Raw genomic sequence first — 25,649 nt, forward strand, 5'->3', positions numbered from 1 at the left:
CCGTTCAGCGGGCGACTGTCGTCCCGGCAGCCGGGCTGAGCGGCGGCAGCTCGCTCCAGCAGACCGCCAGGTGCCGGCACCACGCCGCCACGAGGTCGACGTCGGCCACCCGGCCGCTGACGTAGGCGTCCACGGACCACAGGATGGAGCGCACGCACTTCCACCGCATGCCCAGGTGTACCGCGCTCCGACCGACCGCGGTCCCGAAGGCCAAGGCGTACGCCTCCAAGAATCGGTGCAGCCGCTCCTCGTCCGCCCCGACGAGCACAGCGGCTGCTGCGCCGACGTCCAGGGCCCTCGGCAGCGGCGCGGCGTTGTCGAAGTCGAGGAGCGCGAGGACGGCGAAGTCGCGGTCGAGGACGAGGTTCTCCCAGTTCACGTCGTTGTGGGCGAGGATCACGTCGCCGGGGTCGAGGATCGCCGCGACCCGGGGCGAGGCGAGGAGCGCGGCGTCCCGGAACAGACCCGGGAGGACGCTCAGGACCCAGCGGTCGAACGCGCCGCCGTTGCGGCGCAGCCGCGCCGTCTTGCGGAACCGGTGCGGTCGTCCGTGACGGATGCTCGCGACCGTCCTCGCCGGCGCGGACAGCAAGGACTCGACCGGGACGCCCGCGTCGGGATCGGCGAGCGCCTGGCGTCCCTCGCGGTGCAGGTCGCCGAGCAGCTGACCGAGGTCGCGGACCAGGTCGGGATGGCTGGCGTGGACAGCGTCGCGCTCGCCGATCGAGATCTGGTGGCCGTCCACCCAGCCGTGGAGGGTGAAGGTCCCGGCATCGGTCGCGACGAACGTGCCGCCCGCTGCCGGCCGGTGCAAGCGGGCGACGGGGAGGCCCGCCTCGACGAGACACGTCTCGAGCCGGTGCGTCAGCATCAGGCGCTCCGCCGCGCCGGGCGAGGCGTGCAGCTTGAGGACCCAGTCGCGGTCTGCGGCCCGCACCCGGAAGTTGACGTTCTTGACCCCCTGCGGCAGCTGCTCCAGGCGCTCGACGTCACGGCCGTGGAAGCCGAACTGCGCGAGCGCCTGCCTGGCAGCGTCCTCGAGGGCCATCAGTGCTGCCGCTGCCGCTGCGTGATCTCGTAGACCTCGCGGAAGAATTCGTCGTGGTCGACGAGGTCGTCGTGCGAGCCGACCGCCGAGACCCGGCCGTCGACCATCACCACGATGCGGTCGCACATCGACAGCGTCGACAGCCGGTGGGCGACGAGCACCAGGATGGTGTCGGCCTTGAGCTCGTGCAGTGACGCCGCGACCGCGTCCTCGGAGCGGACGTCGAGGGCGCTCGTCGGCTCGTCCAGCACCAGCACCTGCGGTTCGTCAGCCAACGCCCGGGCCAGGCAGATTCGCTGGCGCTGGCCGCCGGACACGGCACCGACCCGCTGGCCGACCCGGGTGGCGTAGCCGTCGGGCCAGGACATGATGTCGTCGTGTATGTGCGCGCGCCGCGCGGCGCGCTCCACCTGGTCGTCGTCGATCCAGTCACGGTAGAAGCGGATGTTGTCGCGCACGGTGCCCCACACGAGCTGGGACGTCTGCGGGACGTAGGCGACGCCCCGGCGCCACTGGTCGCGCCGGACCTGCGCGACGTCACGGTCGTCGACCAGGACGGCCCCGGCACTCGGCTCCCGCAGCCGCAGCAGGAGCTGGACGATGGAGGACTTGCCGGCGCCCGAAGGCCCGACGATGCCGATCGCCTCGCCCCTGCGGACCTCGAAGCTCACGTCTCGCAGGACCTCGGTGCCGGGTCGGTAGGAGAAGCAGACCTCTTCCATCCGCAGCGACCGGACCTCGCCGAGCTCCTCCGGACCGTCCTGCTGCGGGTTGCCGCGATAGCGCTCGAGCGCATCGGCGATCTGGTCCATGAAGGGGATGCGCTCGTCGATGTTGGTCACGGCGGTCTGGATCTGCTGCGCGTAGGTCAGCGCGCGGATGAGCAAGAGGATGACTGCCGCCAGAGCGGCGAGGTCGGTCGCGCCGGAGAGGGCGACCCCGATCAGGGCCACGACCAGCATGATCAGCGCGACGCTCTGGTAGAGCGCGGGCAGCGCGCCGGACAGGAAACGGGTGCGCGCGTGCGGCCGCCGAACGGCGTCGACCTGGCGGTGGAAGCCGGACACGTAGGTCGGCGTCGCCCCGAACACCTCGGTCTCCTCCGCGACGAGGACGACGTCCTGCACCCTCTCGGTGAAGCTCATGGCCTCGCCGCTCAGCCGCTTGGCGTTGCGCCGCAGGACGCGCGCGAGCGGACGCAGTGCCGCGAACAGGACCACCGCCGCCACCGCGAGCACCCCGGCCGCCAGCGCGTTCTGGAGCAGGGCGACGACCACCATCATCACGAACATGATCGTGGCCGTGAGCCCGTTGCCGAGGCCGATGACGGCGGACGCCACGTTCGTGACGTTCTGCGTCATCAACGTCTGGAAAGCGCCGTCCCGCTCGCGCGCCTTCGTCGACCACGCGGTGCCGGCGAAGGCGTCGAAGAGGTCAATGCGCAGGTCCGCCATGACCTGTGCGCTCATCCGTGCCGGCAGGTAGGCGAGCGCGAGCTGGAGCAGCGTGCGCGCAACGGTGAGCGAGATGGCGACGACGAACGTCACGGTCTGCGACATCCCGACGCCCACCGGGCCGATGCTCAACGAGGTCCTCGCGCTGCCCTCGGAGAGGGAGACCGCCATGGCCGCGATGAGCGCCAGGACCGACGCCTCGAGCAGTCCCGCCGACACGGCCAGGACCACGAGCAGCGCGAGCCAGGCGCGAGAGCCGCGGAAGAACGGCGAGAGGCGCCGCCAGGCCCTGCGGACGCTTCCCAGGGCGCCGAACCTCCTGGTGCCGACCCGGTGGCTCGATCGCGCACCGACGCGGGTCACCCGTCCGTCCAGGTGCGCGGCTCCACCTTGGTCCACGGCCCACCTCCCCCCACCGTGGCCACGCTAGACGAGGACCTACCACGCCGGAAGGTTTCAGGCCTCGAGCCACTCACTGGACCAGACCCCTTCCACCGGTCGGCGCAGCCGGCGGTCAGGCGCCCGAGCGGCGGGCCGCGGATGGGGGCGGCCCCAGGCCTACCGAGGCGCGGGCGGCAGACTCCACGGCGGCGAGGTAGACCTCCAGCGCGGTCTCGTCGGCTCCGCGGCGCGGGCCCTCCCCGTGCGCGGGGGTAGAGCGCCGATCGCCCAGCCACCGCGTCGCGTTGCGGCCGGCGGCGGCGAGCGTCGCAGGTCCGCTCGCGCGGACGGCTCGGGCGACGAACCTGTTCAGGCCCGCATTCGTCCGTCCGTGCGGCACGGGCGCGACCCGGTCGGTCAGCACCATGGCCGCCTGAAGCGACCGCGGCACGCGCAGGCGCGACGGCAGATCTGTCGGGAACGTCGTGCCCAGCACCCGCTGCGACCGCCCCAGCACGAGGGCCACCTGCACCTGCGCGCGCCACTGCCGCGCTCGGTCCGCCAGGTCGTCCCAGTCGGTGATGGAGCGGCTCAGCCGGTCGACGTCGACGAGGTAGATCAACTTGTTCGCGCCAGACAGCGCTGCGTGCAGGCACGCGTGCACGAGCGTGTCGGCCGGGTCCAGCGTCCAGGCCTCTTGCGTCCCGAGCAGCACCGGCACGCGCCGGTGCAGCAGGTCTGCGGTGGGCACGTCGAAGAGTCGGCGACGCGAGGCCATGTTGATCATCGACCAGTGAAGGTCGACGAGGACTCCGGAGGTGCTGACCCAGTGCATCTCGCCGGGCACCGCCCGGTTGAGCAGCATGTCCTCGTAGTCCGCGATGCGCCAGCCGGCCTCGCCCAGCCTGCGGCTCACCGCACGGAGGCGTGAGGGGTCCACCAGCACGTCGACGTCGTTGTAGGTGCGCAGGCCGGGGACCGGGTGCGCGTGCTCGGAGTAGACGGGGCCCTTGAACGTCACCCACTCGACGTCGCCGAGCGCGGAGCTCAGCTGCTGCAGGGCGGCACACGAGCGCAGGTGCATGGTGATCGCCCGCATGCGGTCCTCCCGGAACAGGCGCGCGACGTCCGGTGCCGCGTCCCGGTGCGCCACGTGCACGAGTGGAGCGATCCGGTGGAAGCGAGCCGCCTCCACGAGGTCGGGGTGGGCGTGCGCCGCCACGGGCGGCAGCACCTCCGACTGGCGCACGACCTCGACGAGGAGCTCGTCGACGTCGTCCCTGGTGGACTGCGCTGGTCGCGTCCGGAGCCCCATGAGCCGACCTCCCCTGGTGACCGATGCGCCTGCAGGGACAGTACGCGACGCGCGGGGCGGGCGGTCCGGATCAGCGAGCCGGATCGCCGGTGTCGTCGAAGACGTTGGAGTCGTCCCACGTGCTTGCGGCGTCCATGTTGCCGACGACGCCGTAGCGGTAGTCGCGGCCGAACCGGTTGCCGCTGTAGAAAGCGCTGTCGACGATCCCCTCGCTGCCGCCGTTGATCGTGTAGTTGCCGCCGTTCATGTAGTTGTCGATGACGCGCAGGTTGGAGATCCGGTCGTCACCCAGGAGGGAACCGATCTGGAGGGCTGCGTTCATCGGATCGCCCGTCGACTCGTCGTAGGGCAGCAGCGTGTTGCCCTCCAGAGTGACGTTGTCCCCGCTACGGATTTGGATGGTGTCGTGGTGCCCGCCCGACTGGCGCTGCAGGTCGTGGACATAGGAGTCCTCGATCGTCACGTCATCGCCCTGGATGCGGATCCCGTCCTCGGCGGAGTGGATGTCGGCACGCCGGATCGTGGCGGTGCTGCCGCTCGAGATGAGGATGCCGATCCCAGTGCCACCCAGGTTGTCGACCTCGACGTCCTCGATGAGGACGCCGGTCGCGTCGTCGGTCACGTGAATGGGATAGGTCGAGGTGTCCGTCTGCACCAGGGACTCCCGCAGGATGACGTCGTCCGCCGCGATGGTGACTCGACCCTGGATATGGAGCCCCTCCAGGACGGTGGCGTCCTTGGTGACGGTCAGCCCCTCCGAGGGACGCAGCGTCCTGCCTGCCGGCACCCCGGTGCTCGACTCGCCAGGACGCTCGGACGAGCGATCGGCCGGACCCTCAGAAGCCGGGCCCGACCACGGGCCGGAGGGCGGGCGCGCGGTCGAATCGGGGGCAGACTTCTCGGTGGACGGCGTAAACGGCGTGGGTGAGGGTGGGGGTCCCGCGTCGGGCCTCGGGTCGCTGCAGGCCGGGAGGGCGAGGACGCCGACGAGGGCGACCCAGGACGCGCGACCCGGCCGGCGCCCGGTGGGGCGTGCCCGCCGGCAACGCGGCGTGCTCGACGGGGCTTCCATCGCACCTTCACCTCCCGGACCCGCGCCCGTACAGGATGATAACGCGACGGACCCCGTCGACTGCCGGAGCAGCCGACGAGGTCCGAAGGCGTAACGGTGCAACGGTGTCGTCAGCGCGCCGGGCTGCTGCTGTCGTCCCACACGTTGGTGTTGTCCCACGTGCTCGCACCGTCCATGTTGCCGACGACGCCGTAGCGATAGTCGCGACCGAACCGGTTGCCGCTGTAGACAGCGCTGTCGACGATGCCGTCGCTGCCGCCGTTGATCGTGTAGTTGCCGCCGTTCATGTAGTTGCCGACGACGCGCAGGTTGGAGATCTGGTCGTCACCCAGGAGGGAACCGATCTGGAGCGCCGCGTTCATCGGGTCACCCGTCGACTCGACGTACGGCAGCAGCGTGTTGCCCAGCAGGGTGATGTTGTCCCCGCTGCGGATCTGCACCGTGTCGTGGTGCCCACCGGGCTGCCGCTGCAGGTCGTGGACGTAGGAGTACTCCAGCGACACGTCATCGCCCTGGATGCGCACTCCATCCTCAGCAGAGTGGATGTTGGCACGCCGGACGGTGCCGCTGCTGTCGGTGGAGAAGAGGATCCCGATGCCGGTGCCGCCCATGTTGTCGATCTCGACGTTCTCGATCAGGGCACCGGTCGCGCCGCCGTCGACGTGGATCGGGTACCCGTCGGTGTCGGTCTGGATCAGGGAGTTGCGGATCGTGACGTTGTCAGCCTCGATGGTGATCGAGCCCTGGACGTGGAGCGCGTCGATGACCGTCCCGTCCTCGGTGATCGTCATGCCGCCGGACGGACGCAGCTTCGTCCCCGCCGGGACGCCCGTGTTGGACGCGTTGGGCCGGCCGGTCGAGGGCGGCGGGGGCGGGGTGAGCACCGTGGTCGTGGTGGTCGGCGCCTTGATCTCGAACGGCTTGCCGTCGACCCAGCTCTTGAGCACGACGGCCGGGTTGCGCTTGCTGCTCATGAAGTCGTTGCGGCAGTCGTTCACCCGGACCTTGCGGGCGAGGTAGTTGCCGAAGACGATGCCGTTGGTGCGGTTGGCCCGGCACTTGATCGTCGTGCGGAGGATCTTCGTCCCCTCCGCGCCGGGGAAGATGCGGATGCTGTGGTAGCCACCGAACTTCACGGTGGTGTCCTTGATCGTGACGTTGTCCGCCTTGACCGAGATCGATCCGTGGACGCGGGCTCCATCGACGACGGTGCCGTCCTTCGTGATCGTGAGGCGCTTGCGCTCCTTCGACTCGGACTTCGATCCCGCGGCGGGCTTCGCAGCAGCCGTGGCGTCTGCCCCGCGATCAGCGCCACTGCGGTCTGCGCTGTCGAGGGCTCCGGCGCTCGACTGGAGCGCACCGAGGCTCATGGCGGTGCCGACTGCGGCAACGAGGACTCTGGTCAGGGACGTGCTCATGATGTTCGACAATTGAGGGTTCTCCGCTCGGGGGGTCGGCGCACGCCGAATGAGGGCGCGCGCCACGGGCATCGAGACCCAACCTGGGGGCTGGACCTGCAGGAACGGAGGGCCCGGCACGTGTCAGGTGACTTTCAGGAGGCGGACCCGTCCGCTCGTCGCTCGCCGCGTAGTGGTGCTGATCTCACACGTTAGGGGCACCGGCGAGCGACCGCAGGGAAACTAGCAGAACGGCGGAGGGGCATAAAACCTGCGCGCTACCGGACGGTCCGTTCATGCCGTCGGCGAGGGGTCGCGGGGACGCGCGCCGCCGGACGCTGGTGCTGCTACTTGGGGCGTTCGGCCAACGGCGGATCACGCGTGGAACTGCCTCATCTGCGGTATGAGTGAGCGCCGGCGTCCGAGGCGTCGTGACGAGCGGCCATGTCACCGCGTACCCCAAATCGGGTAAATTGAGAATCCGGCAGAAATGGGTGGCGCTTCGTGACGAAGTGAGCGCCTAGCCGACGGGGGCCGGCACTGGGCCCGCGACGGTGCGTCTCGGGCGCGGCACGAGGTCCAGGACGGACGCCGTCGCGGACTTCACGACGCGCCGAGCAGCGGCGTGCTCGAGGTCGGAGAGCTTGAGGCTGTCAGCGTCGCGTGAGACGCACAGGTCGCGCAGGCTGAGCTCGAGCGCGATGGTCAGCTGGTGGTCGTCGACGTGCTCACCGTGCCGGGCGCGGCGCGGCACGAGCACCGGGAACGTGCCGTTCTCGAGCGCCATCAGCGCGATGCCGGTGCCGGCGTGCGCGACCACGACGTCAGCCTCCGCTATCGCGGCGGCCATCTCGGCGGACGGCACGGATGGGCGTGCGTCGATGCCGAGGCCGCTGACGTCGGTGGCTCCGGTCTGCCAGAGCACCTCGGTGCCGGCCGGCACCAGCGGCACCAGGCGCTCGACGAGGCGGCGGAACCCGTAGCCCTCCTGCGTCCCCAGGCTCACGACCATCCGCGAGACCGGCCGCGGTGCCTGCTGGACGGACTCGTAGAGCTCCCACGGCGACGCGAGGTAGGTCCAGCGGCGCGTGTGCAGCGCCGTCGACTGGCTGAAGGTCCGCACGCCCGGCATCATCGCCAGCATCCGACCCGATAGCGACGGCGCGTCGTACCTCGTCGCCGACTCGATGTAGACCGTCTCGATGTTGCGCATCCGGGCCTGCGGCAGCACCGCCAGGGCCAGGGCGGCGCCTGTGCTGACCACCAGCGTGACGGCGTACTGCTCGAACAGCACGCGGCACCGGGCGGCGTTGTGCATCACCGCGGCCGGGTCGCGTGGCGGGCAGGGCTCGGTCCAGTGCACGACCTCGCCGGCGAGCAGCGACTCGGTCTGCGGGGTGCGCGGCGTCACCCACACGACGTCCTCGACGTCCAGGCGCGGGCGCAGGGTGTGCAGCTGCATGATGTGGCCGCCGTCATTGGCGACAAGGAGCACGGTCACGCTGACCTCCCGGTAGCACTGGTCGGATCGAGCGGCACGCGCGAGCTCTCGTCGCGCTGCCAGGTGGTGTCGCCGGTCCGAGAAGCGCGCTGGGCGCCGATGGTCGCCGCCACGTGCACGGCGAGGAACACGATTGCCGGGCCTGCCAGCCGCGGCTGTCGCAGCACGAGTCGCGCCAGCGTGCCCGGGGTGGTGCGGGACGTCGCGCGACGCGTGCCGTTGGCGTCGGCCTCCCGGTTGCCGGTCACGATGCGGATGCGCCGGCGGACGAGGTCGGCGAGGGTGCGCGGCGGGCGGACGACGGCGACCGCCTCCTCGACCACGAGCCGCTCGCTGTCGTCGAAGGCCTCGGACATCGCGAGGTCGTCGCCCAGCGCGGGCGGCAGGGCATCGAGACGGCGCTGGCCCTCCGCGGTCACGACCACGACGCCCCGGCCGAAGAGCCCGCTCGCGACCTGCGGGAGCTCCTCCCACACGTCGTAGAACCAGCGCACCGGCCACGAGCACCCTTCGCGCGGCACGACCCGGCGGGGCGCTGCGGCGAGCGCCTCACCGGAGCTGAGCACTCGGACCAGGTGCAGCACGTCCTCACCGCTCAACTCGATGTCCGCGTCGAGGTGGACCCGGGGGAAGACGTGCACCGCCGCGTTGCCCACGCGGACGGCCTCGACCTTCGACGGCTGCGCAATCTCCAGGACCCGCACGGGCGGCTCGCAGGCGCGTGCGCGCCCGGCGGTGTCATCGGTGCACCCGTTGGCGACCACGACCACGTCGAGCCGACCGGCGTCGACGCCGCGCCTGAGCGCAGCCAGGGTCCGGCCGATCGTCGCGGCCTCGTTGTGCGCCGGGATGACGACGCCGACCTCAGCCATCCATCACTCCGCTCCCCCGTGCGGACGGACCGCCCGTCCGTCGGTCATCGTGGTGCGCCGCGTCCGCCCGTTGACGCGCCGGCGGGGGCTTTGCCACATATTGGTGAGGCTGCCGGCGGCCGCCCGTCTGCGCTGGCGGCCTCGGCGTCGCGCCGGGCCGTCAGGTCGGGTCGGCCGTGCTGAACGTGATGTCGGCCGAGCGCAGGTCGCGCAGCGAGAGCAGCAGCGCGTGCAGCTCGAGGAGCGACCACGTGTCGTCGAGGGCCGTGCCGCCCGAGGCGGCCCGAAGCACCTGGTAGACGTTCCAGGGCTCACGGCGCATCTCGGCGTGCAACGTGTTCCTCAGCACGGGCTGCAGGAAGTCCTGCTGCTCCCCGGGCGACGACCCGTACCGGTAGTGCAGCGGCGTCCTGCTGCGGTAGCCCAGCTCGCGCAGCATCTGCCAGTCGACCGCCATGACATGATCGACGCGACGGTCCGTGCCGGTCTCGACCGCGGCGACCGACGTACGGGCGGCCGCACCGACGGCGTCGACGAGCTCCTCCTCCAACGGGAGGGACACCACCTCGACGCGGCGACGGTCGTCGGCGATCTCGACGAGCATCACCGACTCCACGGCTTGCTCCCCCGGCAGCCACGACACGTCGCCGCCGGCCGCGTCGGCCGACGCGGGGTTGGCCTGCAGCGGACGGGTGCCGACCATGAGCACCGTCTCCCCCGCTGCTGCGGGCGGCCGAGCGCCGAGGTCGGCGAAGGCGCCCTCGATGCGGTCGAGCCGCCCCACCACGCTGACCTCCAGCGCGGCGACCACCGCGACCAGCACGACGACGGTGCCCACGAGCAGCCTCCGTGTCGTCCGGCCATGGGCGCCAGCAGCCACGTCGTCCCCCTCCGCCGATGCCTCGACGCTAGGGCGCCGGGCCTGCCACTACATGCCCCATACGGGGGAGGCTGCTGGGCGCGTGGATCAGGAGTTGAAGCGCTGCTGGGTCTTCTCGAGGCCGTCGGTGATCAGCGACTCGACCGCGTCGGCGGCGTCGGACACCTGGAACGGCAGCTCCTTGCGCTCGGCTGCGGAGTAGTTGGACAGCACGAAGTCGGCGACGTCCTGGCGGCCCGGCGGGCGGCCGATGCCGGCTCGCACGCGGTAGAAGTCGCCGGTGCCCAGCGAGGACCGCATCGACTTGAGCCCGTTGTGGCCGTTGTCGCCACCGCCGAGCTTGATCCGCAGCGTGCCGAAGGCGATGTCCAGCTCGTCGTGGATCGCGATGACGTGGTCGGGCTCCACCTTGTAGAAGGTGGCGAGCGCCTTGACCGGGCCGCCGGACTCGTTCATCCAACCGCGGCCGCGGGCGAGCACGACGCGGGGCCCGCCCAGCGACAGGCGGCCCTCGACGACGTCGGCGCGGCCCGTCTTGTGCGCGCGCCAGCTAGCCTTCCCCGGCGGTGAGCCCATCCGCCGGGCGAGCTCGTCGGTGACCATGTAGCCGATGTTGTGCCGGTGACCGGCGTACGCCGGGCCGGGGTTGCCGAGGCCGACGACGAGCCACACGTCCGAGGCGTCACTCACGGCACTCATCCAATCAGTCGACTCGGCGCTGGTGCGCACCGAAATGGCGTCGAGTCGGCGCTTGTGTCCGGATCCCGCTGGACACAAGCGCCGACTCGACGGGGTCAGCAGGCGCAGATGCGCCGGGTCACTCGGAGTCGGTGCCCTCGGCGTCGGCCTCGGCGTCCGCGGACGCCGGGGCGTCGTGCTCGATGCCGGCGTCGGCCTCGGCGCTCTCCAGCTCCGCCTCGAGGGCCTCGGCGGAGATCTGCTGGGTCACGTTGACGATGAGCAGCTCGTCGTCGGCGAGCAGCGTGGTGCCCGAGGGGAGGGCGAGGTCCTTGGCGAGGACCTGGGTGCCGACCTCGGCGCCCTCGACCGACACCTCGAAGAACTCGGGGATGTGGGTGGCCTCGGCCTCGACGGACACGACGGCGTTCTCGTTGACCACGAGGGTGTCCGCGGCGGCCTCGCCCACGACGTGGATCGGGACCTCGACGGTGACCTTCTCGCCGCGCACGACGGCGACGAAGTCGATGTGCTCGATGACACGGCGGATCGGATCGACCTGGACGTCCTTGGTCAGCGCGAGCTGCTCGGAGCCGTCGACGTCGAGCGACAGCAGGGCGTTGGCGCCGCCGTGCTTGAGGGCCATCATGGTCTGGTGTCCCGGCAGGATGAGGTGGACCGGCTCGTTGCCGTGGCCGTAGATGACGGCGGGGATCTTGTTCGCGCGGCGGATGCGGCGAGCCGCGCCCTTGCCGAACTCGGTGCGCGACTCGGCGGCGATCTTCTCGGGGGCAGACATCATGTTCTCCGTACGTGGGGCTGGTCAGGTCGTCGGCCCCTGCGTCGTGGGGCCCGGTTCGCGGGCCTCGGGGGCCGGAGACGACGAACGCCGCGCTCCGGATCGTGGGCGCGGCGCGGTGAGGCGTTCCGGCCCAGTCGATCACGGAGTCCCGGTCGTGCGGGCTCCCTCGCCGAGGCAACCCCGGAACTCTAGACCCGCACGAGGCGCCGGGTCGAATCCCGGGTGCTCGACCCGAGGAGCGACGCCTAGGGTGTCCCGGTGCCCCTGATGCTGCCCGAGGCGCGTGAGCGCGCCGACCTGCTGACCGACGTCCACACCGAGCTCCACCTCGACCTGACCTCGACCGAGGACTTCGCCGTCGAGGCCACCATCTCGTTCCGGTGCACGAAGCCGGGCGCGTCGTCGTTCCTCGAGCTCACCGGCGGCACGGACGTCACCCTCGACGGCCGCCCGGCGCCGTACGCCGACGGGCGCATCGCGCTGACGGACCTCGCGGAGACCAACACGGTCCGCGTCACCGCGCGGATGCCGTACGTCCACGACGGCGACGGCATGACCGAGACGATCGACCCCGCGGACGGCGAGCGCTACGTCTGCGCGCACACCTCGATGGACATCACCCAGAAGGTGATCCCGTGCTTCGACCAGCCCGACATCAAGTCGACGTTCTCGCTGTCGGTGACGGCCCCCTCGCACTGGACGGTGCTGGCGAACGGCGCGCTGGCGTCGCGCTCGACGGGCGGGACGGCCGACACGTGGGTCTTCGAGCAGACGCCGCCGTTCTCGTCCTACCTGTTCACCCTCGTCGGTGGACCGTGGGTGTCGGTGACCTGGGACGAGCCGTACGCCCCGGCGCCGGGCGGCACGCTGCCGTTCGGCTGGCACGCGCGCGCCTCGCAGGAGCGCGAGCTGCGGCGTGACGCCGAGGAGCTGCGCCGCATCACCAGCGCGTGCTTCCAGCACTACACGACGGTCTTCGAGCCGGAGTACCCCTACGCCGACTACCAGCAGGTCTTCGCGCCCGGCCTCAACTGGGGCGCCATGGAGTTCCCCGGCTGCGTGGTGTTCCGCGACCAGGCGCTCGTCCAGGGCACGCCGACCGAGCTCGAGCGCGAGTGGATGGCCTCCGTCATCGCCCACGAGATGGCCCACATGTGGTTCGGCGACCTCGTGACGATGAAGTGGTGGGAGGACTCCTGGCTCAACGAGTCCTTCGCCGACTTCATGGGCTACGACGTCGCCGGCGTCGCGGCCGGATACACCGACACGTGGACGTCCGCCGCCATCACGCGCAAGCCCACCGGCTACCGGGCCGACCGACGCCGCTCGACGCACCCCATCGCCGAGGACACCGAGAAGATCGTCGACGTCGACACCGCGTTCGCGAACTTCGACATGATCACCTACGCCAAAGGCAACGCGGCGCTCGCCCAGCTCGGCCACTGGCTGGGCGAGGAGGACTTCCTGGCCGGCGTCAACAGGCACCTGTCGTCCCACGCGTTCGGCAACGCCGACCTGGCCGACTTCCTCGACTCCCTCGACGCGGCCAGCGACCTCGACGTCCGCGCGTGGGCGGCCGCCTGGCTGCGCACGACGGGCTTCGACACCCTGGTCGTGACCAGGGACGGGGACGTCCCGGTGCTCACGCGCGAGGGCTCGCGACCGCACCGCCTCACCGTGTCGGCGTACGACGACGCGATGCGCCTCGTGGACTCCCGCGACGTGCACCTGGGCGCCGAGCCGGTGCGGCTCGAGGACTTCGCCGGGCGCGTCGTGGTGCCCAACTCCGGCGACGAGACGTTCGCGGTGATCCGCCCGGACGAGCAGTCCTGGGCCGCGATCACGGCAGGGTTGTCGTCGGTGGAGTCGCAGCTGACCCGGGCGATGCTGTGGTGGACCGCCGTCGACCTCACCGAGTCCACGGTCATCGGGGTCGGCGAGCTGGTCGCCCTGGCCGACCGGCACCTGCGCCCGGAGCGCCACCCGCTCGTCTTCGAGGGCGTCATGAAGGCCCTCCAGGCGGTCGTGCGGCGCTACGACGAGCCGGCCGAGGTCGCCGCCCACCTCGCGGTGGTGGCCGACATCGCGCGGGGCGCCGTCGACGGCGGTGACCCGGCCCTCGCGCCCGGCGCCTCCCGCGTGCTGGCGCGGCTCAGCGCGGACCGCGACTTCCTCGTCGGCTGGCTGGCACGCGACGGCGTGGACCCGAGCGTGCGGTGGGCGGCGGTGCACCGGCTCGCCGAGCTCGGCGACCCCTCGCACATCGACCCCGAGTCCGAGCGCGACAAGTCGGTCGCGGGCCACCACGCCGCCCTGACGGCTCGCGCCGCGGTGCCCACCGAGGCGGCCAAGGCGGAGGCCTGGTCCCGCCTGATGAGCGGCGAGCTCGGCAGCCACGAGTTCGACGCCGTGGGCGCGGGCTTCTGGGGCTGGGAGCAGGGCGACCTGCTGCGGCCCTACCTCGACCGCTACGTCAGCGACGGCCTCGACCTCGCGCGCCGGTCGGGCCAGGCGATGGGCGACGTCATCGGCGACGCCTTCCCGCGGCTGCCGCTCACCGAGGGCGTACGCCGGGAGCTGCGCGCCGCGGTCGCCGCCGCCCTCGCGACCGGCGACGTGCCGACGGTGCTGGCGCGGTCGTGGAACGACTCCCTCGACGACCTCGACCGCACGCTCTGAGGTCGGGGGCTCGGGGCTCTCGCGAATCCCCCGCTTAGGCGGGGGATTGCGAACTTATGGGGGCGTGCAGACCCCGGGAAGTTCACGATCCCCCGCTCAAGCGGGGATTCCTGGGGCGGGTGGGGCGACGGCCGGGGGTCAGGCGTGGCCGTCGAACATCGACGTCACGGACCCGTCCTCGAAGACCTCGCGGATGGCCCGGGCGATGAGCGGGGCGATCGAGAGGGTCGTCAGCTTGTCGAACTGCTTGTCCGCGGGGATCGGCAGGGTGTTGGTGACGACAATCTCCGTGGCGGAGGAGTTCTTGAGGCGGTCGACGGCCGGGTCGGACAGGATCGGGTGGGTCGCGGCGATGATGACGCCCGCGGCGCCCGCGGCGACGCACGCCTCGGCGGCCTTCACGATCGTGCCACCGGTGTCGATCATGTCGTCGGCGAGGATGCAGATCTTGCCTGCCACCTCACCCACGACGCGGTTGGCGACGACCTCGTTCGCCACGTCGATGCGGCGGGTCTTGTGGATGAACGCCAGCGGTACGCCGCCGAGGCGGGCCGACCAGCGCTCGGCGACCTTGATCCGGCCGGCGTCGGGCGAGACGACGGCGATGGGCTGGTCGCCGTACTTCTCCTTGACGTAGTCGGTGAGGATCGGCAGCGCCATCAGGTGGTCGACGGGGCCGTCGAAGAACCCCTGGATCTGGTCGGCGTGCAGGTCGACGGTGATCAGCCGGTCGGCGCCGGCGGTCTTGAACAGGTCGGCGACGAGGCGGGCCGAGATGGGCTCGCGGCCGCGGTGCTTCTTGTCCTGGCGGGCGTAGCCGTAGAACGGCATGACGACCGTGATCCGCTTGGCCGAGGCGCGCTTGAGCGCGTCGACCATGATCAGGTGCTCCATGATCCACTCGTTGATCGGAGCCGTGTGGCTCTGGATCACGAAGGCGTCGCACCCGCGCACGGACTCCTCGTAGCGGACGTAGAGCTCGCCGTTGGCGAAGGCCCGCGCGTCCTGGGGGACGAGCCCGGTCTCGAGGAGGTCGGCGACCTCCTGGGAGAGCTCCGGGAACGCCCGGCCACTGAAGACCATCAGGTTCTTCTCGGTGGTCCGCTTCATTCCGGTCACGCGACGCGACTCCTGGCTCGGGGGATCGTTCGGAGGTGCTGGGAAGAAGTCTGACCCACGGTCGCGCCTCGTCCCAACCCCGGGGGTCACCCGTGGAACGAATCCGTCCCGTTCACAGGCCGTTCAGATGGCCACAACCTGGCGGACAGACTCCGTCAGGAGAGCGGGTCGGAGGATGTCCCGACCCGGCGCGCGGTCACCACGCTGAACCCCCATCCCGGCTTCTCGTCGAGGTCGGTGACCTCGAACCCCGCACCGCCTCGCTTGCAGTCGGCGAGGAGCTGCTCCACGTCATAGCCGCCATGGCACTCGACCACCATCCAGCGCACTCGGTCGATCCACCCGGCGCAGTCTGCGAAGAGCTCGGCCTCGGCGCCCTCGATGTCCACCTTGAGCAGGTCGATCGAGGGCAGGTCGCCCACGGCGAGCACGTCGTCCATGGTGACGACCTCGACCGGGATGCCTTGACCGGCAGTGCCAGTGATGGTGAAAGCGAACTCGCCGTTGGTCGTGGTGAGCTGTGCGGTACGCCGCGTTCCCCCCACGGCGTGGGGGACGATCCGGGCGTCGAGATCCTGCAGGTTGGTCCGCAGAGTCGCCACGTTGCCGACCTCTGGCTCGACGCAGACGACGTGGGCGTCGGGCCAGCGGCGCAGGAACCACAGCGCCGCGAGGCCGGTGTTCGCCCCGAGATCCAGCACGGTGCGCGGGGCGGGCATCGGCGCGACCGCCCGCTCGTAGCCGTCCCAGACGAGCAGCTCGCCCAGCACCGAGATGTCCGTGGTGTGGGACCTCAGCACCGCCTCGCCCAGCGCGCGCGTACGCACGCGGCGCACCACGGGGCGCGGACAGACGACCGGGCCCGCCTTGGACTGGGACAACCGCACCTGCATCACCCGGGCGAAGTCCCTGACCGAGGCCGACTCTCGGCCGTAGCGAATCACCTCCCGCGTGTAGCGGGCCACGCGCTGCTGGACTGCACCCATACCGGCCTCCCCCTCCGCTGCGCGGCGCAGGGCGCCGGCGCACTCACTGCAGTGTGACGGCGGGTGGCGCCCGCGAGGCCACCAATAGTGATGAGATCGGTGCGACCGACAGAAGCGGTCAGCCCTCCAAGTCGCGCTCGACACGCTCACGTGCCGTTCGCGCCGCCTCCGCCTGCGCCGTCCCGGCCCGCTTGGACTCCGTCCAGCCCTCGAGGTTGCGCTGCGGCGCGCTGCTCACGGCCAGCGCGCCGGCCGGCACGTTGCGACGTACGACGGTGCCGCCCGCGGTCCCGGCGCCGTCGCCCACCTCGACCGGGGCGACGAAAGTGTTGTTGGACCCGGTCTTGGCGTGCCGGCCGATGACCGTGCGGTGCTTGGCGACGCCGTCGTAGTTGGCGAAGATGGTGCCGGCGCCGATGTTGGCGCCCTCGCCGATCTCCGCGTCGCCGACGTAGGACAGGTGCGGCACCTTGGCGCGCTCTCCGATCGTCGAGTTCTTGGTCTCCACGAACGTGCCGATCTTGCCCCCGGCGCACAGCCGGGTGCCGGGCCGCAGGTAGGCGAACGGCCCGACGCTCGCCCCGTCGCCGACCACGGCGAGCTCGGCGTGGGTGCGCACCACCCTCGCGCCGACCCCGACCTCGCAGTCCTTGAGCGTCGTGTCGGGCCCGACGACCGCGTCCTCGCGCACGACGGTCGCCCCGAGGAGCTGCGTGCCGGGCAGGATCGTGGCGTCGGGCTCGATGACCACGTCGGCCTCGATCCACGTGGTGGCCGGGTCCATCACCGTGACGCCGTCCTTCATCCAGCGGGTCACGATGCGGCGGTTGAGCTCCTTGCCGAGCTCGGCGAGCTGCGCACGGTCGTTCGCGCCCTCGGTCTGCGCGACGTCGTCGATGAGGTGGGCGCCGACGGTGAGGCCGTCCTCGCGGGCGATGCCCACGACGTCGGTGAGGTAGTACTCGCCGTTGGCGTTGTCGTTGCTGATCCGCGGCAGCGCCGAGACCAGGAACTCGGCGTCGAAGGCGAGGATCCCCGAGTTGATCTCGTCGATCTCGCGCTGCTCGGGGGTGGCGTCCTTCTCCTCCACGATCGCCTCGACGTCGCCCTCGTGGTTGCGCACGACGCGGCCGTAGCCGAACGGGTTCGGCACCCGCCCGCTCAGGATGCTCACCGCGCGCTGCGCCGCCTCGTGCTCGGCCGCGAACGCTCGCAGGGACTCGCCCTCGAGCAGCGGGGTGTCGCCCGCCGCGACGATCACGGTGCCGGTGGTCGTGCCGCACGCGTCCATGGCGATGCGCACGGCGTGCCCCGTGCCCTCCTGCGTCTCCTGGACCGCCAGCACGGCGTCGGGCAGCAGCTCGGTGATGTGCGGTGCGACCTGTTCGCGCTGGTGGCCCACGACGGCGACGACGCTCGTCGGCTCGACGGCCTGCACGGCACGCAGCACGTGGCCGATCATGGAGCGCCCGGCGACGGGGTGCAGCACCTTCATGGTCTTCGACTTCATGCGGGTGCCGCCGCCGGCGGCGAGGACGATGACGGTGAGGTCCATGGGCGCAGTCTGTCATCACGGCGCTGTGGTCCAATGCCCCCGTGAGCGGGCGGACCTACGGCGGCGAGTCGGCGACCGACCGGCTGACCCGGCGCCGCCGGCAGCTCCTCGACGCGGGCCTGGAGCTCTTCGGCACCGCGGGCTACCGGGCGACGACCGTGCGCCAGCTGTGCCGGGAGGCCAAGGTCAGCGACCGCTACTTCTACGAGCAGTTCGACTCCACCGAGGACCTGCTGCTCGCCGTGTACGACGAGTGCACCGGCCGGCTCGAGGAGGCGGCCCTCGCCGCGCTCGGCGAGGGGGACGGCGAGGTCCGCGAGCTCGCGCACCGGGGGCTCGACGCGTTCCTCGCCGTGGTGGAGTCCGACCCCCGGCTGGCGCGGGTCGTGTGGTTCGAGGTGCTCGGGATCAGCAGCCGGGTCGAGTCGACGTACCTCGCGCGGATGCAGTCCTTCGGCCACCTGATGCTGGGCGTGCTGCCGCAACCGCGGGCCGCGGGCATCCCCGACGCCGCGCGCGAGCTGCTCGCCAGCGCCACCGTCGGCGCGGTCAGCCACACCGTGGTCACCTGGACCAGTGCGGGCTTCACCCCGGCACGCGCCGTGGTGAGCGACGCCCTCGCGCGGTTCCTCGCCGGAGCGGCGTCCGCCATCTCCCAGCCGGCGTGACCTGCGTCACCCGCTGATGCGGAATCGCCTGTCGCCACTTTAGTGTGACGACGTCTGATTCCGGATCGGAGGCGCCGTGGAGCCACCCCTCACCGTGCTTGTCGTCGGCAGCGGCTTCGGCGGCCAGGTCGCCGCCATGAACCTGCTCCGGCGAGGCATCACGGACTTCCAGATCCTCGAGCGGCGCGACTTCATGGGTGGCACCTGGTGCCAGAACTCCTACCCCGGCGCCGCGGTGGACGTGCCGTCCCCGCTCTACTCCGTCGCCGGCGAGCCCTACCCGTGGAGCCGGATGTACGCCGGCCAGGCGGAGCTGCGTGCCTACACCGAGCACCTCATCGAGAAGTGGTCGCTGCGCGAGCGCACGGTGCTCGGTGCCGAGGTCGTGGGCGCCGACTGGGACGGGGAGACGTGGTGCGTCCGCACCAGCGACGGCGTCGTGCGCCGGGCCCGCTTCCTCGTCAACGCGTCGGGCCCCCTCAGCACGCCCGTCGTCCCGCCGTTCGAGGGTCTCGGCGAGTTCTCGGGCGCGACGTTCCACACCAACGGCTGGGACCACGACGTCGACCTCGCCGGCAAGCGCGTGGCGGTGGTCGGCTCGGGCGCGAGCGCCGCCCAGGTCATCCCGGCCATCCAGCCCGAGGTCGCCGAGCTGCACGTCTTCCAGCGCAGCCCGCACTGGGTGCTCCCCCGGCACGACCGCACCTTCACCCCGCTGCAGCGCCGCCTGCTGCGCCTGCGCCCGCTGCAGCGGCTGCTCCGCTCCGCCATCTACTGGAAGCTCGAGACGCGCGTCGTCGGCTTCAAGCACAGCCGGCGGCTGCTGCGCCTCGTCGCCCAGCGCGACGCGCTCGAGCACCTCCGGGCGCAAGTCCCCGACCCCTCGCTCCGGGCCGCCCTCACCCCCGACTACACGATCGGCTGCAAGCGGATCATCCTCTCGAGCACGCTCTACCCGGCCCTCTCGGCGGGCAACACCACGCTGCACGACCGGCACGACGGCATCGACCACTTCGACGCGACCGGCGTCGTCACCGCCTCCGGCGAGCACCTCGACCTCGACGTCGTCGTCTTCTCCACCGGTTACGACGCCACGGACGGGCTGATCCCCTACGAGGTGCGCGGCCGCGACGGCGTCCGGCTCGCCGACTTCTGGCAGGACTACCCGCGGGCGTACCTGGGCACCACCGTGCCGGGCTTCCCCAACTTCTTCGTCGTCACCGGGCCGAACACCGGCATCGGCCACACCAGCGCGATCTTCGTCATCGAGTCCCAGATGGAGTACCTCCTACGCGCCATCGGCACCGTCCTCGACACCGGGGCGCGCAGCGTCGAGGTCACGGCGGAGGCGGAGGACGCCTACACCCGCGGCATCCACCGCGAGATGGAGCGCACGGTCTGGCACGACGGAGGCTGCACCTCGTGGTACCAGTCGCGCTCGGGCAGGGTGACCGCGATGTACCCGGGGTTCTCCTTCTCCTTCCGCCGCCTGGCGCGGCGCTTCCGCCCCGAGCACCACGTCGTCGACCGGCCCACGCCGCACGCGACCCCCGCCGGCGCACCCGGCACACCCACCGAGAGGACGTACGCATGAAGGACCTGGACGACAAGGTCGCCGCCATCACCGGAGCGGGCTCCGGCATCGGCCGCGCCCTCGCCCTGCACCTGGCCGGGGAGGGCTGCCGGCTGGCGCTGTCGGACGTCGACGGCGAGGGCCTCGCCGAGACCGAGCGCCTGCTCGAGGGGCGTGCGCGCGCGGTCAGCACAGCGGTCGTCGACGTCGCCGACGAGTCGGCCGTCCTCGCCTGGGCGGACGCCGTCGTGTCCGACCACGGCCGCGCGAACCTGGTCTTCAACAACGCCGGCGTGGCGCTGTCCGGCACCGTCGCCTCGCTGACGACCGAGGACTACCGCTGGATCATGGGCGTGAACTTCTGGGGCGTCGTGCACGGCACCAAGGCGTTCCTCCCCCACCTGGAGCGCTCCGGATCGGGACACGTCGTCAACATCTCCAGCGTCTTCGGCCTCACCGCCCAGCCGCTGATGAGCGGCTACAACGCCAGCAAGTACGCCGTGCGCGGCTTCACCGAGTCGCTGCGCCAGGACCTCGAGCTGACCGGGTCCTGCGTGAGCGCCACGTGCGTCCACCCCGGCGGCATCAAGACCAACATCGCTCGCTCCGCCCGGGTCGACGACAGCGTCGCGGGCGCCACCGGCAAGCCGTCCGAGGCCGCCACGCGCGAGTTCGAGAAGAGCTTCATCACCTCGCCGGCGAGGGCGGCCGAGGTGATCGTCGACGGGGTCCGCACGAACCGCAGGCGCGTCCTCATCGGCCCCGACGCCCGGGTGCTCGACGCGATGGGCCGCATCGCCCCCGCCGGCTACCAGCGCCTGGTCACGGCCGTCGTCCGGTCGCGGGGCCGCAGGTGAGCGCGTCGTGGTCGGACCGGCTGGCCGCTCGGCTGTACGCCGCCGCGACCGGCGCGGAGGCGAGGGCGTACGGCCTGCGTGAGCGCCGCGTCGCCGTCGGCGACGCCACGCTCGCGGTCCTCGACGGCGGCCCGCGGGATGCACCGGTCGTGGTGCTGCTGCACGGCTACTCGGCCGACCGCGTGGTGTGGGTGCGCTTCGCGCGGCACCTGCTGCGCGACCACCGCGTCGTCGTGCCGGAGCTCGCCGGGCACGGCGCGTCCGGCTTCGCCGCCGGTGCCGACTACTCCGCCGCCGCCCAGGCCGACCGGGTCGCGACGCTGCTCGACCGGCTCGGCGTCGAGCGTGCGCACGTCGCGGGCAACTCGATGGGCGGCTTCGTCGCCGCGACCCTGGCGGTGGCCCATCCCCAGCGGGTCCGGTCGCTGCTGCTGAGCGACGCCGTCGGCGTCGCGTCGCCCGAGCCCAGCGACGCCGAGCTCGAGCTCCGCGCGGGCCGCAACCCGTTCCTGCTCGACGACGTGGACGACTTCGCGGACTTCTACGCGATGACGATGGCGCGCCCCCCGTTCCTGCCCGCCTTCCTGCGCTCCGCCGTGGCGACGCACCACGTGTCGCGGCGCGACCAGCTCGAGGAGATCTTCGCCGGCTTCCACGGCGTCGGCACCCTCGACGACCGGCTGCCGGAGATCACCGTGCCGACCCTCGTGATGTGGGGCGACCAGGACCGGCTGGTGCACGTCAGCACGGCCCGCACCTGGGCCGACGGCGTCCCCGGCGCCGAGATCGTCGTCTACCCGGGCATCGGGCACATGCCGATGCTCGAGGTCCCGCGCCGCAGCGCCGCGGACTACCGGGCGTTCCTCGAGCGGGTGAACGCGTCGGGCCTGAGGACGGGGACGGGGGCGCGGTCGCCTGCTCCCCGCGCCGCCGTGCTCCGACGAGCGGCTGGCTCCCCGGGTAGGAGTCGAACCTACGTCGCTAGTCCTGATTCAAAGTCAGGCGGGCCCTGCCGGCAGACCAACCGGGGATAGGTGCCACAGCCTAGGGCCAGCCACCGGGCGTCATACGAACCCGCACCCATACGTCCCGCTCCGTATGACGCAGCCCCCCGCCGCCCCGGACGTCATACGAACCCGCACCCATACGTCCCGCTCCGCATGACGCACGCGGCGCCCCGGACGCGGCGCCACGCACGTGGCGCCCCGCGCCGGCAGGCCCGAGCGACGCAGCAGCGACGGCGTACGCCGACCGGCCACGCCATCTTCACCACACCTCCACACGGATCCGGGCGATCCCTGATGCCGGACGACGGCGCCGGCCGCTAGCGTGACCGTCGTGACGGGGGAACTCACCGGGCCGCTGCCGGTCATCTCGACCGCTGGCCTCACCAAGCACTACGGGACGGTCCACGCCCTGACCGACCTCACGGTCGACGTCGGGGACGGCGTGACCGGGCTCGTGGGCGCCAACGGGGCGGGCAAGTCGACGCTCATCAAGATCCTGCTCGGGCTCCTCGAGCCGACCGCCGGGCACGCGCACGTGCTCGGCCACGACATCGAGGAGCACAGCCAGGAAATCCGGCGGCTCGTCGGCTACATGCCCGAGCACGACTGCCTGCCGCCCGACGTCAGCGCCAGCGACTTCGTCGTGCACATGGCGCGGATGTCGGGGCTGGGCGCCTCGGCGGCCCGGGAGCGCGCGGCCGACGTGCTGCGCCACGTAGGGCTCGACGAGGAGCGCTACCGGCCGATGGGCGGCTACTCCACCGGCATGAAGCAGCGCGCCAAGCTCGCCCAAGCGCTCGCCCACGACCCGCGGCTGGTGTTCCTCGACGAGCCGACCAACGGCCTCGACCCGGCCGCCCGCACCGACATGCTGCGGCTGGTGCAGCGCATCGGCAACGACTTCGGGATCGCCGTCCTCGTCACCTCGCACCTGCTCGGGGAGCTCGAGCAGGTCAGCGACCACGTCATCGTCCTCGACGGCGGCCACCTGCTGCGCAGCAGCGCGACCGGCGAGTTCCTCGAGCGCACCGGCAGCCTGCTCGTCGAGGTCGTCGGCACCGAGACCGAGCGCGACCGGCTCGGCGAGGCGCTCGCGCGCCACGGGCTCACCTGCCGCCCGCGCGGCACCATGGTCGCGGTCGACCCGCCGCCTCCCGGGCTGGCCGAGGGCGGCGCCGCGCACGACCTCATCCGCGACGTGGCCGCCGAGCTCGGGCTGGGCCTGATGCGCCTCCAGCCCGACCGGCGCCACCTCGAGGACGTCTTCCTCGAAGGAGGCACCCGTGCCTGACCAAGCCGCCACCCCGGGTCGTCCCGGTGTCATCCACGACCTCGGCTACCGCCACTTCGAGGGCGTGCGCGAGGGCACCGCGACGATCGCGCGCACGCTGTTCGTCACCGGCCTGCGCCACGCGTACGGCCTGGGCCGCTCCGGCAAGTCGAAGGTCATGCCCTTCGTGCTGCTCGCGATGTCGCTGCTCCCGGCCGCCATCGTCGTCGGAGTCGTCGTCCTCACCGGCCTGGGCTCGCTGCCGGTGTCCTATGCCGACTACACCAACCAGACGCAGCTGCTCGTCAGCCTCTTCGCCGCCTCGCAGGCGCCCGTGCTGTTCTCCCGCGACCTGCGGCACCGCTCGATCGTGCTGTACCTCGCCCGTCCGCTGTCGTCACCGGTGTTCGCGCTGATGCGCTGGCTCTCACTGACCGTGGCGATGTTCGTCTTCACGGCGGTCCCGACGGTCCTGCTCTTCGCGGGCGCGATGCTGGCCGGCCTCGACAAGAGCGACCAGACCAGCGCCGTGCTCAAGGCGCTCACCCTGCAGGTCCTGCTCGCCGCCATGCTCGCCGGCGTGTCCGGGCTGATCTCCTCGGTCTCCCTGCGCCGCGGGTTCGCGGTGGTCGGCTCCGTGATGGCGCTGATCGTGCTGACGGGCGTGGTCACCGTGATGCAGAACATCGCCTACTACGACGGTGACAGCGAGTCGGTCTCCGTGGGCGTCGGCCTGCTGTCGCCGTGGTCGCTGCACAACGGCCTCGGCAACGCGTGGGACGCGGGCATCGACACCCCGGCGCCCGTCGACGGCGCCTGGGTCCCGGCGTACGCCATCGTGGCGCTGCTGCTGGTCGCCGGCTGCCTGCTCGGGCTGGTCGCCCGCTTCCGGAAGGTGGCCTCGCGATGAGCACCCTGGTCCTCGACTCGACCTCGCGCTGGTTCGGCAACGTCGTCGCTGTCAACGACGTGTCGCTCTCCATCGGCCCCGGCGTGACGGGCCTCCTCGGCCCCAACGGCGCCGGCAAGACGACGCTGATGGCGATGATGGCGGGCTTCCTCGCCCCGTCGGCCGGGCACGTCACGCTCGACGGGCAGCCGGTGTGGCGCAACACCGAGACCTACCGCCGGATCGGGCTGGTGCCCGAGCGGGAGCTGAGCTTCGGCTACCTGACGGGGCGCCAGTTCGTGCGGGCCAACGCCGACCTCCACCGGCTCCCCGACGCGGCCGCCGCGACCGAGCGCATCCTCGAGGTGGTCGACATGGTCGAGCCGGCCGGGCGCCGGCTCGACACCTACTCCAAGGGCATGCGCCAACGCGTCAAGATCGCCGCCGCGCTGGTGCACGACCCGGCCGTCCTGCTGCTCGACGAGCCCTTCAACGGCGTGGACCCGCGCCAGCGCATGCACCTGATGGACCTGCTGCGCCGCCTCGGCGACGAGGGCCGCACCGTGCTGTTCAGCTCGCACATCCTCGAGGAGGTCGAGCGACTCGCCCGCCACATCGAGGTCGTGGTCTCGGGCCGGCACGCCGCCTCGGGCGACTTCGGCGCGATCCGCCGGCTGATGACCGACCGGCCGGTGCAGTACGCCATCCAGTCGAGCGACAACCGCTCCCTCGCCGCCGCGCTGATGGCGCAGGACTCCGTCCGGGCGGTCAGCCTGCGCGCCGACGGCCACCTCGACGTCCAGGTCGGCGACCTGGGCAGCTTCGCGGTGAGCCTGCCCGCCCTGGCCCGGCAGCACGACGTGACCCTGTTCGAGCTCTCCCCCAGCGACGAGTCGCTGGAGAGCGTCTTCGCCTACCTGGTGGCCCGATGATCAAGGACCCCGCATGAACGCGACGATCGCCAAGCTCGCCCTGCAGGCCCTGCTGGGCCGGCGCCGCTTCTTCCTGCTGCTCGCCTTCCCGGTGCTGCTCATCGGGCTGGTGGCGCTGGTGACCGCCCTGGTCGACGGCGAGGCGGCCTACGAGATCCTGCCCGGTCTGGGCTACCCCCTGGTCCTGCCCCTGGTCGCGATCCTCGCGGCGTCGTCGGTGCTCGGGCCGGAGGTCGACGACGGGTCGATCGTCTACCTGCTCTCCAAGCCGGTGAACCGCTACGCCGTCGCGGCCAGCAAGTGGGTCGTGGCGCTCGCCGCGACGCTGGCCGCCGGCGCGCTGCCGGTCCTGGTCGCCGCCCTCGTCACCGGCGACAGCACCCGGGCGGGCGCGCTCTTCCTCGGCGCCGCCGTCGCCGGGACGGCGTACTCCGCGCTGTTCCTCGCGATCTCCGCGGTCACCCGGCACGCCGTCATCGCGTCGCTGATGTTCGTGCTGATCTGGGAGAGCCTGCTGGGCAACCTCTTCACCGGCATCGCCTGGCTCAGCATCGGGCAGTGGGGCCTGCGCGTCGGCCACGCCGTCTCCGACGAGCTGCCCGACCCGGCCAACCTGCCCTACGCCGTCATCGCCAGCGCCGTCGTGACGGTGGTCGGCGTGTGGTTCGCCGGCGACCGCCTGCGCTCGTTCTCCGTCAAGGGCGACGACTAGCC

The 25,649-nt window shown here is 71.8% G+C and carries 21 protein-coding genes, 1 tRNA gene and 1 pseudogene; 9 read left to right on the forward strand and 14 right to left on the reverse strand.

All coding sequences use genetic code 11. The annotated features are described in order from the left end of the window. Positions 1-4: 4 nt before the first annotated feature. From J3P38_RS04875 to J3P38_RS04920, 10 genes are all read right to left on the reverse strand, one after another. Positions 5-1,048 (reverse strand): phosphotransferase enzyme family protein, encoded by a 1,044-nt coding sequence (locus J3P38_RS04875; protein ID WP_210438709.1) that lies wholly within the window; start codon positions 1,046-1,048, stop codon positions 5-7. Then, positions 1,048-2,901, reverse strand: coding sequence for an ABC transporter ATP-binding protein (locus tag J3P38_RS04880; RefSeq protein ID WP_307807721.1), 1,854 nt, complete (start codon positions 2,899-2,901; stop codon positions 1,048-1,050). Before J3P38_RS04880 ends, J3P38_RS04875 begins: the two co-directional genes overlap by 1 nt. Positions 2,902-3,016: 115 nt before the next feature. Beyond that, positions 3,017-4,198, reverse strand: a complete 1,182-nt coding sequence (locus J3P38_RS04885) for a nucleotidyltransferase domain-containing protein (RefSeq protein WP_210502841.1) — start codon at positions 4,196-4,198, stop codon at positions 3,017-3,019. 70 nt (positions 4,199-4,268) lie between these two features. Next, positions 4,269-4,985 (reverse strand): right-handed parallel beta-helix repeat-containing protein, encoded by a 717-nt coding sequence (locus J3P38_RS04890; RefSeq protein ID WP_210438711.1) that lies wholly within the window; start codon positions 4,983-4,985, stop codon positions 4,269-4,271. A 395-nt stretch (positions 4,986-5,380) separates the two neighbouring features. Continuing rightward, a complete protein-coding gene (locus tag J3P38_RS04895) occupies positions 5,381-6,688 on the reverse strand; it encodes a right-handed parallel beta-helix repeat-containing protein (protein ID WP_210438712.1) in 1,308 nt (435 codons plus the stop codon). Between the two features lie 499 nt (positions 6,689-7,187). Next, positions 7,188-8,168, reverse strand: a complete 981-nt coding sequence (locus tag J3P38_RS18285) for a glycosyltransferase (RefSeq protein ID WP_210438713.1) — start codon at positions 8,166-8,168, stop codon at positions 7,188-7,190. Continuing rightward, positions 8,165-9,040 (reverse strand): glycosyltransferase, encoded by an 876-nt coding sequence (locus J3P38_RS04905; RefSeq protein ID WP_210502842.1) that lies wholly within the window; start codon positions 9,038-9,040, stop codon positions 8,165-8,167. The genes J3P38_RS18285 and J3P38_RS04905 overlap by 4 nt, the downstream gene beginning before the upstream one ends. A 160-nt stretch (positions 9,041-9,200) precedes the next feature. Next, positions 9,201-9,878, reverse strand: a complete 678-nt coding sequence (locus J3P38_RS04910; RefSeq protein WP_210502843.1) for a hypothetical protein — start codon at positions 9,876-9,878, stop codon at positions 9,201-9,203. Between the two features lie 129 nt (positions 9,879-10,007). Continuing rightward, the gene (gene pth, locus J3P38_RS04915; RefSeq protein WP_210502844.1) at positions 10,008-10,610 is read right to left on the reverse strand and encodes an aminoacyl-tRNA hydrolase; all 603 of its coding nucleotides are present in this window, start codon (positions 10,608-10,610) and stop codon (positions 10,008-10,010) included. 127 nt (positions 10,611-10,737) lie between these two features. Beyond that, on the reverse strand, positions 10,738-11,397 hold the full coding sequence (locus J3P38_RS04920; protein WP_210438717.1) for a 50S ribosomal protein L25/general stress protein Ctc: 660 nt from the start codon (positions 11,395-11,397) through the stop codon (positions 10,738-10,740). A 270-nt stretch (positions 11,398-11,667) separates the two neighbouring features. Between J3P38_RS04920 and pepN the strand changes: the two genes are divergently transcribed. Further along, positions 11,668-14,079, forward strand: coding sequence for an aminopeptidase N (gene pepN / locus J3P38_RS04925; RefSeq protein WP_246855807.1), 2,412 nt, complete (start codon positions 11,668-11,670; stop codon positions 14,077-14,079). 138 nt (positions 14,080-14,217) lie between these two features. On the opposite strand, the gene J3P38_RS04930 is transcribed toward pepN, so the two are convergent. From J3P38_RS04930 to glmU, 3 genes are all read right to left on the reverse strand, one after another. Then, entirely contained in the window at positions 14,218-15,189 is a 972-nt protein-coding gene (locus J3P38_RS04930; protein WP_210438719.1) for a ribose-phosphate diphosphokinase, read from the reverse strand. A 164-nt stretch (positions 15,190-15,353) separates the two neighbouring features. Continuing rightward, positions 15,354-16,184, reverse strand: coding sequence for an FkbM family methyltransferase (locus tag J3P38_RS04935; RefSeq protein ID WP_210502846.1), 831 nt, complete (start codon positions 16,182-16,184; stop codon positions 15,354-15,356). Between the two features lie 118 nt (positions 16,185-16,302). Beyond that, positions 16,303-17,739: a bifunctional UDP-N-acetylglucosamine diphosphorylase/glucosamine-1-phosphate N-acetyltransferase GlmU gene (glmU, locus tag J3P38_RS04940; protein ID WP_210502847.1), complete on the reverse strand. Its 1,437-nt coding sequence runs from the start codon at positions 17,737-17,739 to the stop codon at positions 16,303-16,305. Between the two features lie 41 nt (positions 17,740-17,780). Here glmU and J3P38_RS04945 point away from each other — a divergent pair, with 41 nt between their 5' ends. The 4 genes and pseudogenes from J3P38_RS04945 to J3P38_RS18510 all read left to right on the forward strand — a co-directional run. Then, complete coding sequence (locus J3P38_RS04945; protein WP_210438722.1) at positions 17,781-18,407, forward strand: TetR/AcrR family transcriptional regulator; 627 nt, start codon at positions 17,781-17,783, stop codon at positions 18,405-18,407. A gap of 76 nt (positions 18,408-18,483) precedes the next feature. Further along, positions 18,484-20,001: a flavin-containing monooxygenase gene (locus tag J3P38_RS04950; RefSeq protein ID WP_210502848.1), complete on the forward strand. Its 1,518-nt coding sequence runs from the start codon at positions 18,484-18,486 to the stop codon at positions 19,999-20,001. After that, complete coding sequence (locus J3P38_RS04955) at positions 19,998-20,837, forward strand: SDR family NAD(P)-dependent oxidoreductase (RefSeq protein ID WP_210502849.1); 840 nt, start codon at positions 19,998-20,000, stop codon at positions 20,835-20,837. The genes J3P38_RS04950 and J3P38_RS04955 overlap by 4 nt, the downstream gene beginning before the upstream one ends. 191 nt (positions 20,838-21,028) lie before the next feature. Beyond that, positions 21,029-21,622 (forward strand): annotated as a pseudogene (locus J3P38_RS18510) (alpha/beta fold hydrolase); the annotation flags it as partial. A 164-nt stretch (positions 21,623-21,786) separates the two neighbouring features. On the opposite strand, the gene J3P38_RS04965 reads toward J3P38_RS18510, so the two are convergent. Continuing rightward, positions 21,787-21,868, reverse strand: a tRNA-Gln gene (locus J3P38_RS04965). A 307-nt stretch (positions 21,869-22,175) separates the two neighbouring features. Between J3P38_RS04965 and J3P38_RS04970 the strand changes: the two genes are divergently transcribed. Genes J3P38_RS04970 through J3P38_RS04985 form a run of 4 tightly spaced genes read left to right on the forward strand, consistent with a single transcriptional unit; the run spans position 22,176 to position 25,647 of the window. Then, positions 22,176-23,135: an ABC transporter ATP-binding protein gene (locus J3P38_RS04970; protein WP_307807723.1), complete on the forward strand. Its 960-nt coding sequence runs from the start codon at positions 22,176-22,178 to the stop codon at positions 23,133-23,135. After that, on the forward strand, positions 23,128-24,024 hold the full coding sequence (locus J3P38_RS04975) for an ABC transporter permease (protein ID WP_210502850.1): 897 nt from the start codon (positions 23,128-23,130) through the stop codon (positions 24,022-24,024). The genes J3P38_RS04970 and J3P38_RS04975 overlap by 8 nt, the downstream gene beginning before the upstream one ends. Continuing rightward, positions 24,021-24,935, forward strand: coding sequence for an ABC transporter ATP-binding protein (locus J3P38_RS04980; protein WP_210438726.1), 915 nt, complete (start codon positions 24,021-24,023; stop codon positions 24,933-24,935). Before J3P38_RS04975 ends, J3P38_RS04980 begins: the two co-directional genes overlap by 4 nt. A gap of 13 nt (positions 24,936-24,948) precedes the next feature. Beyond that, positions 24,949-25,647 carry an ABC transporter permease gene (locus tag J3P38_RS04985; RefSeq protein ID WP_210502852.1) on the forward strand — a complete coding sequence of 233 codons (699 nt, stop codon included), beginning with the start codon at positions 24,949-24,951 and terminating at the stop codon, positions 25,645-25,647. The last annotated feature ends 2 nt before the right edge of the window (positions 25,648-25,649 follow it).

The organism is Nocardioides xinjiangensis (assembly GCF_017916455.1).
GTDB lineage: Bacteria > Actinomycetota > Actinomycetes > Propionibacteriales > Nocardioidaceae > Nocardioides > Nocardioides xinjiangensis.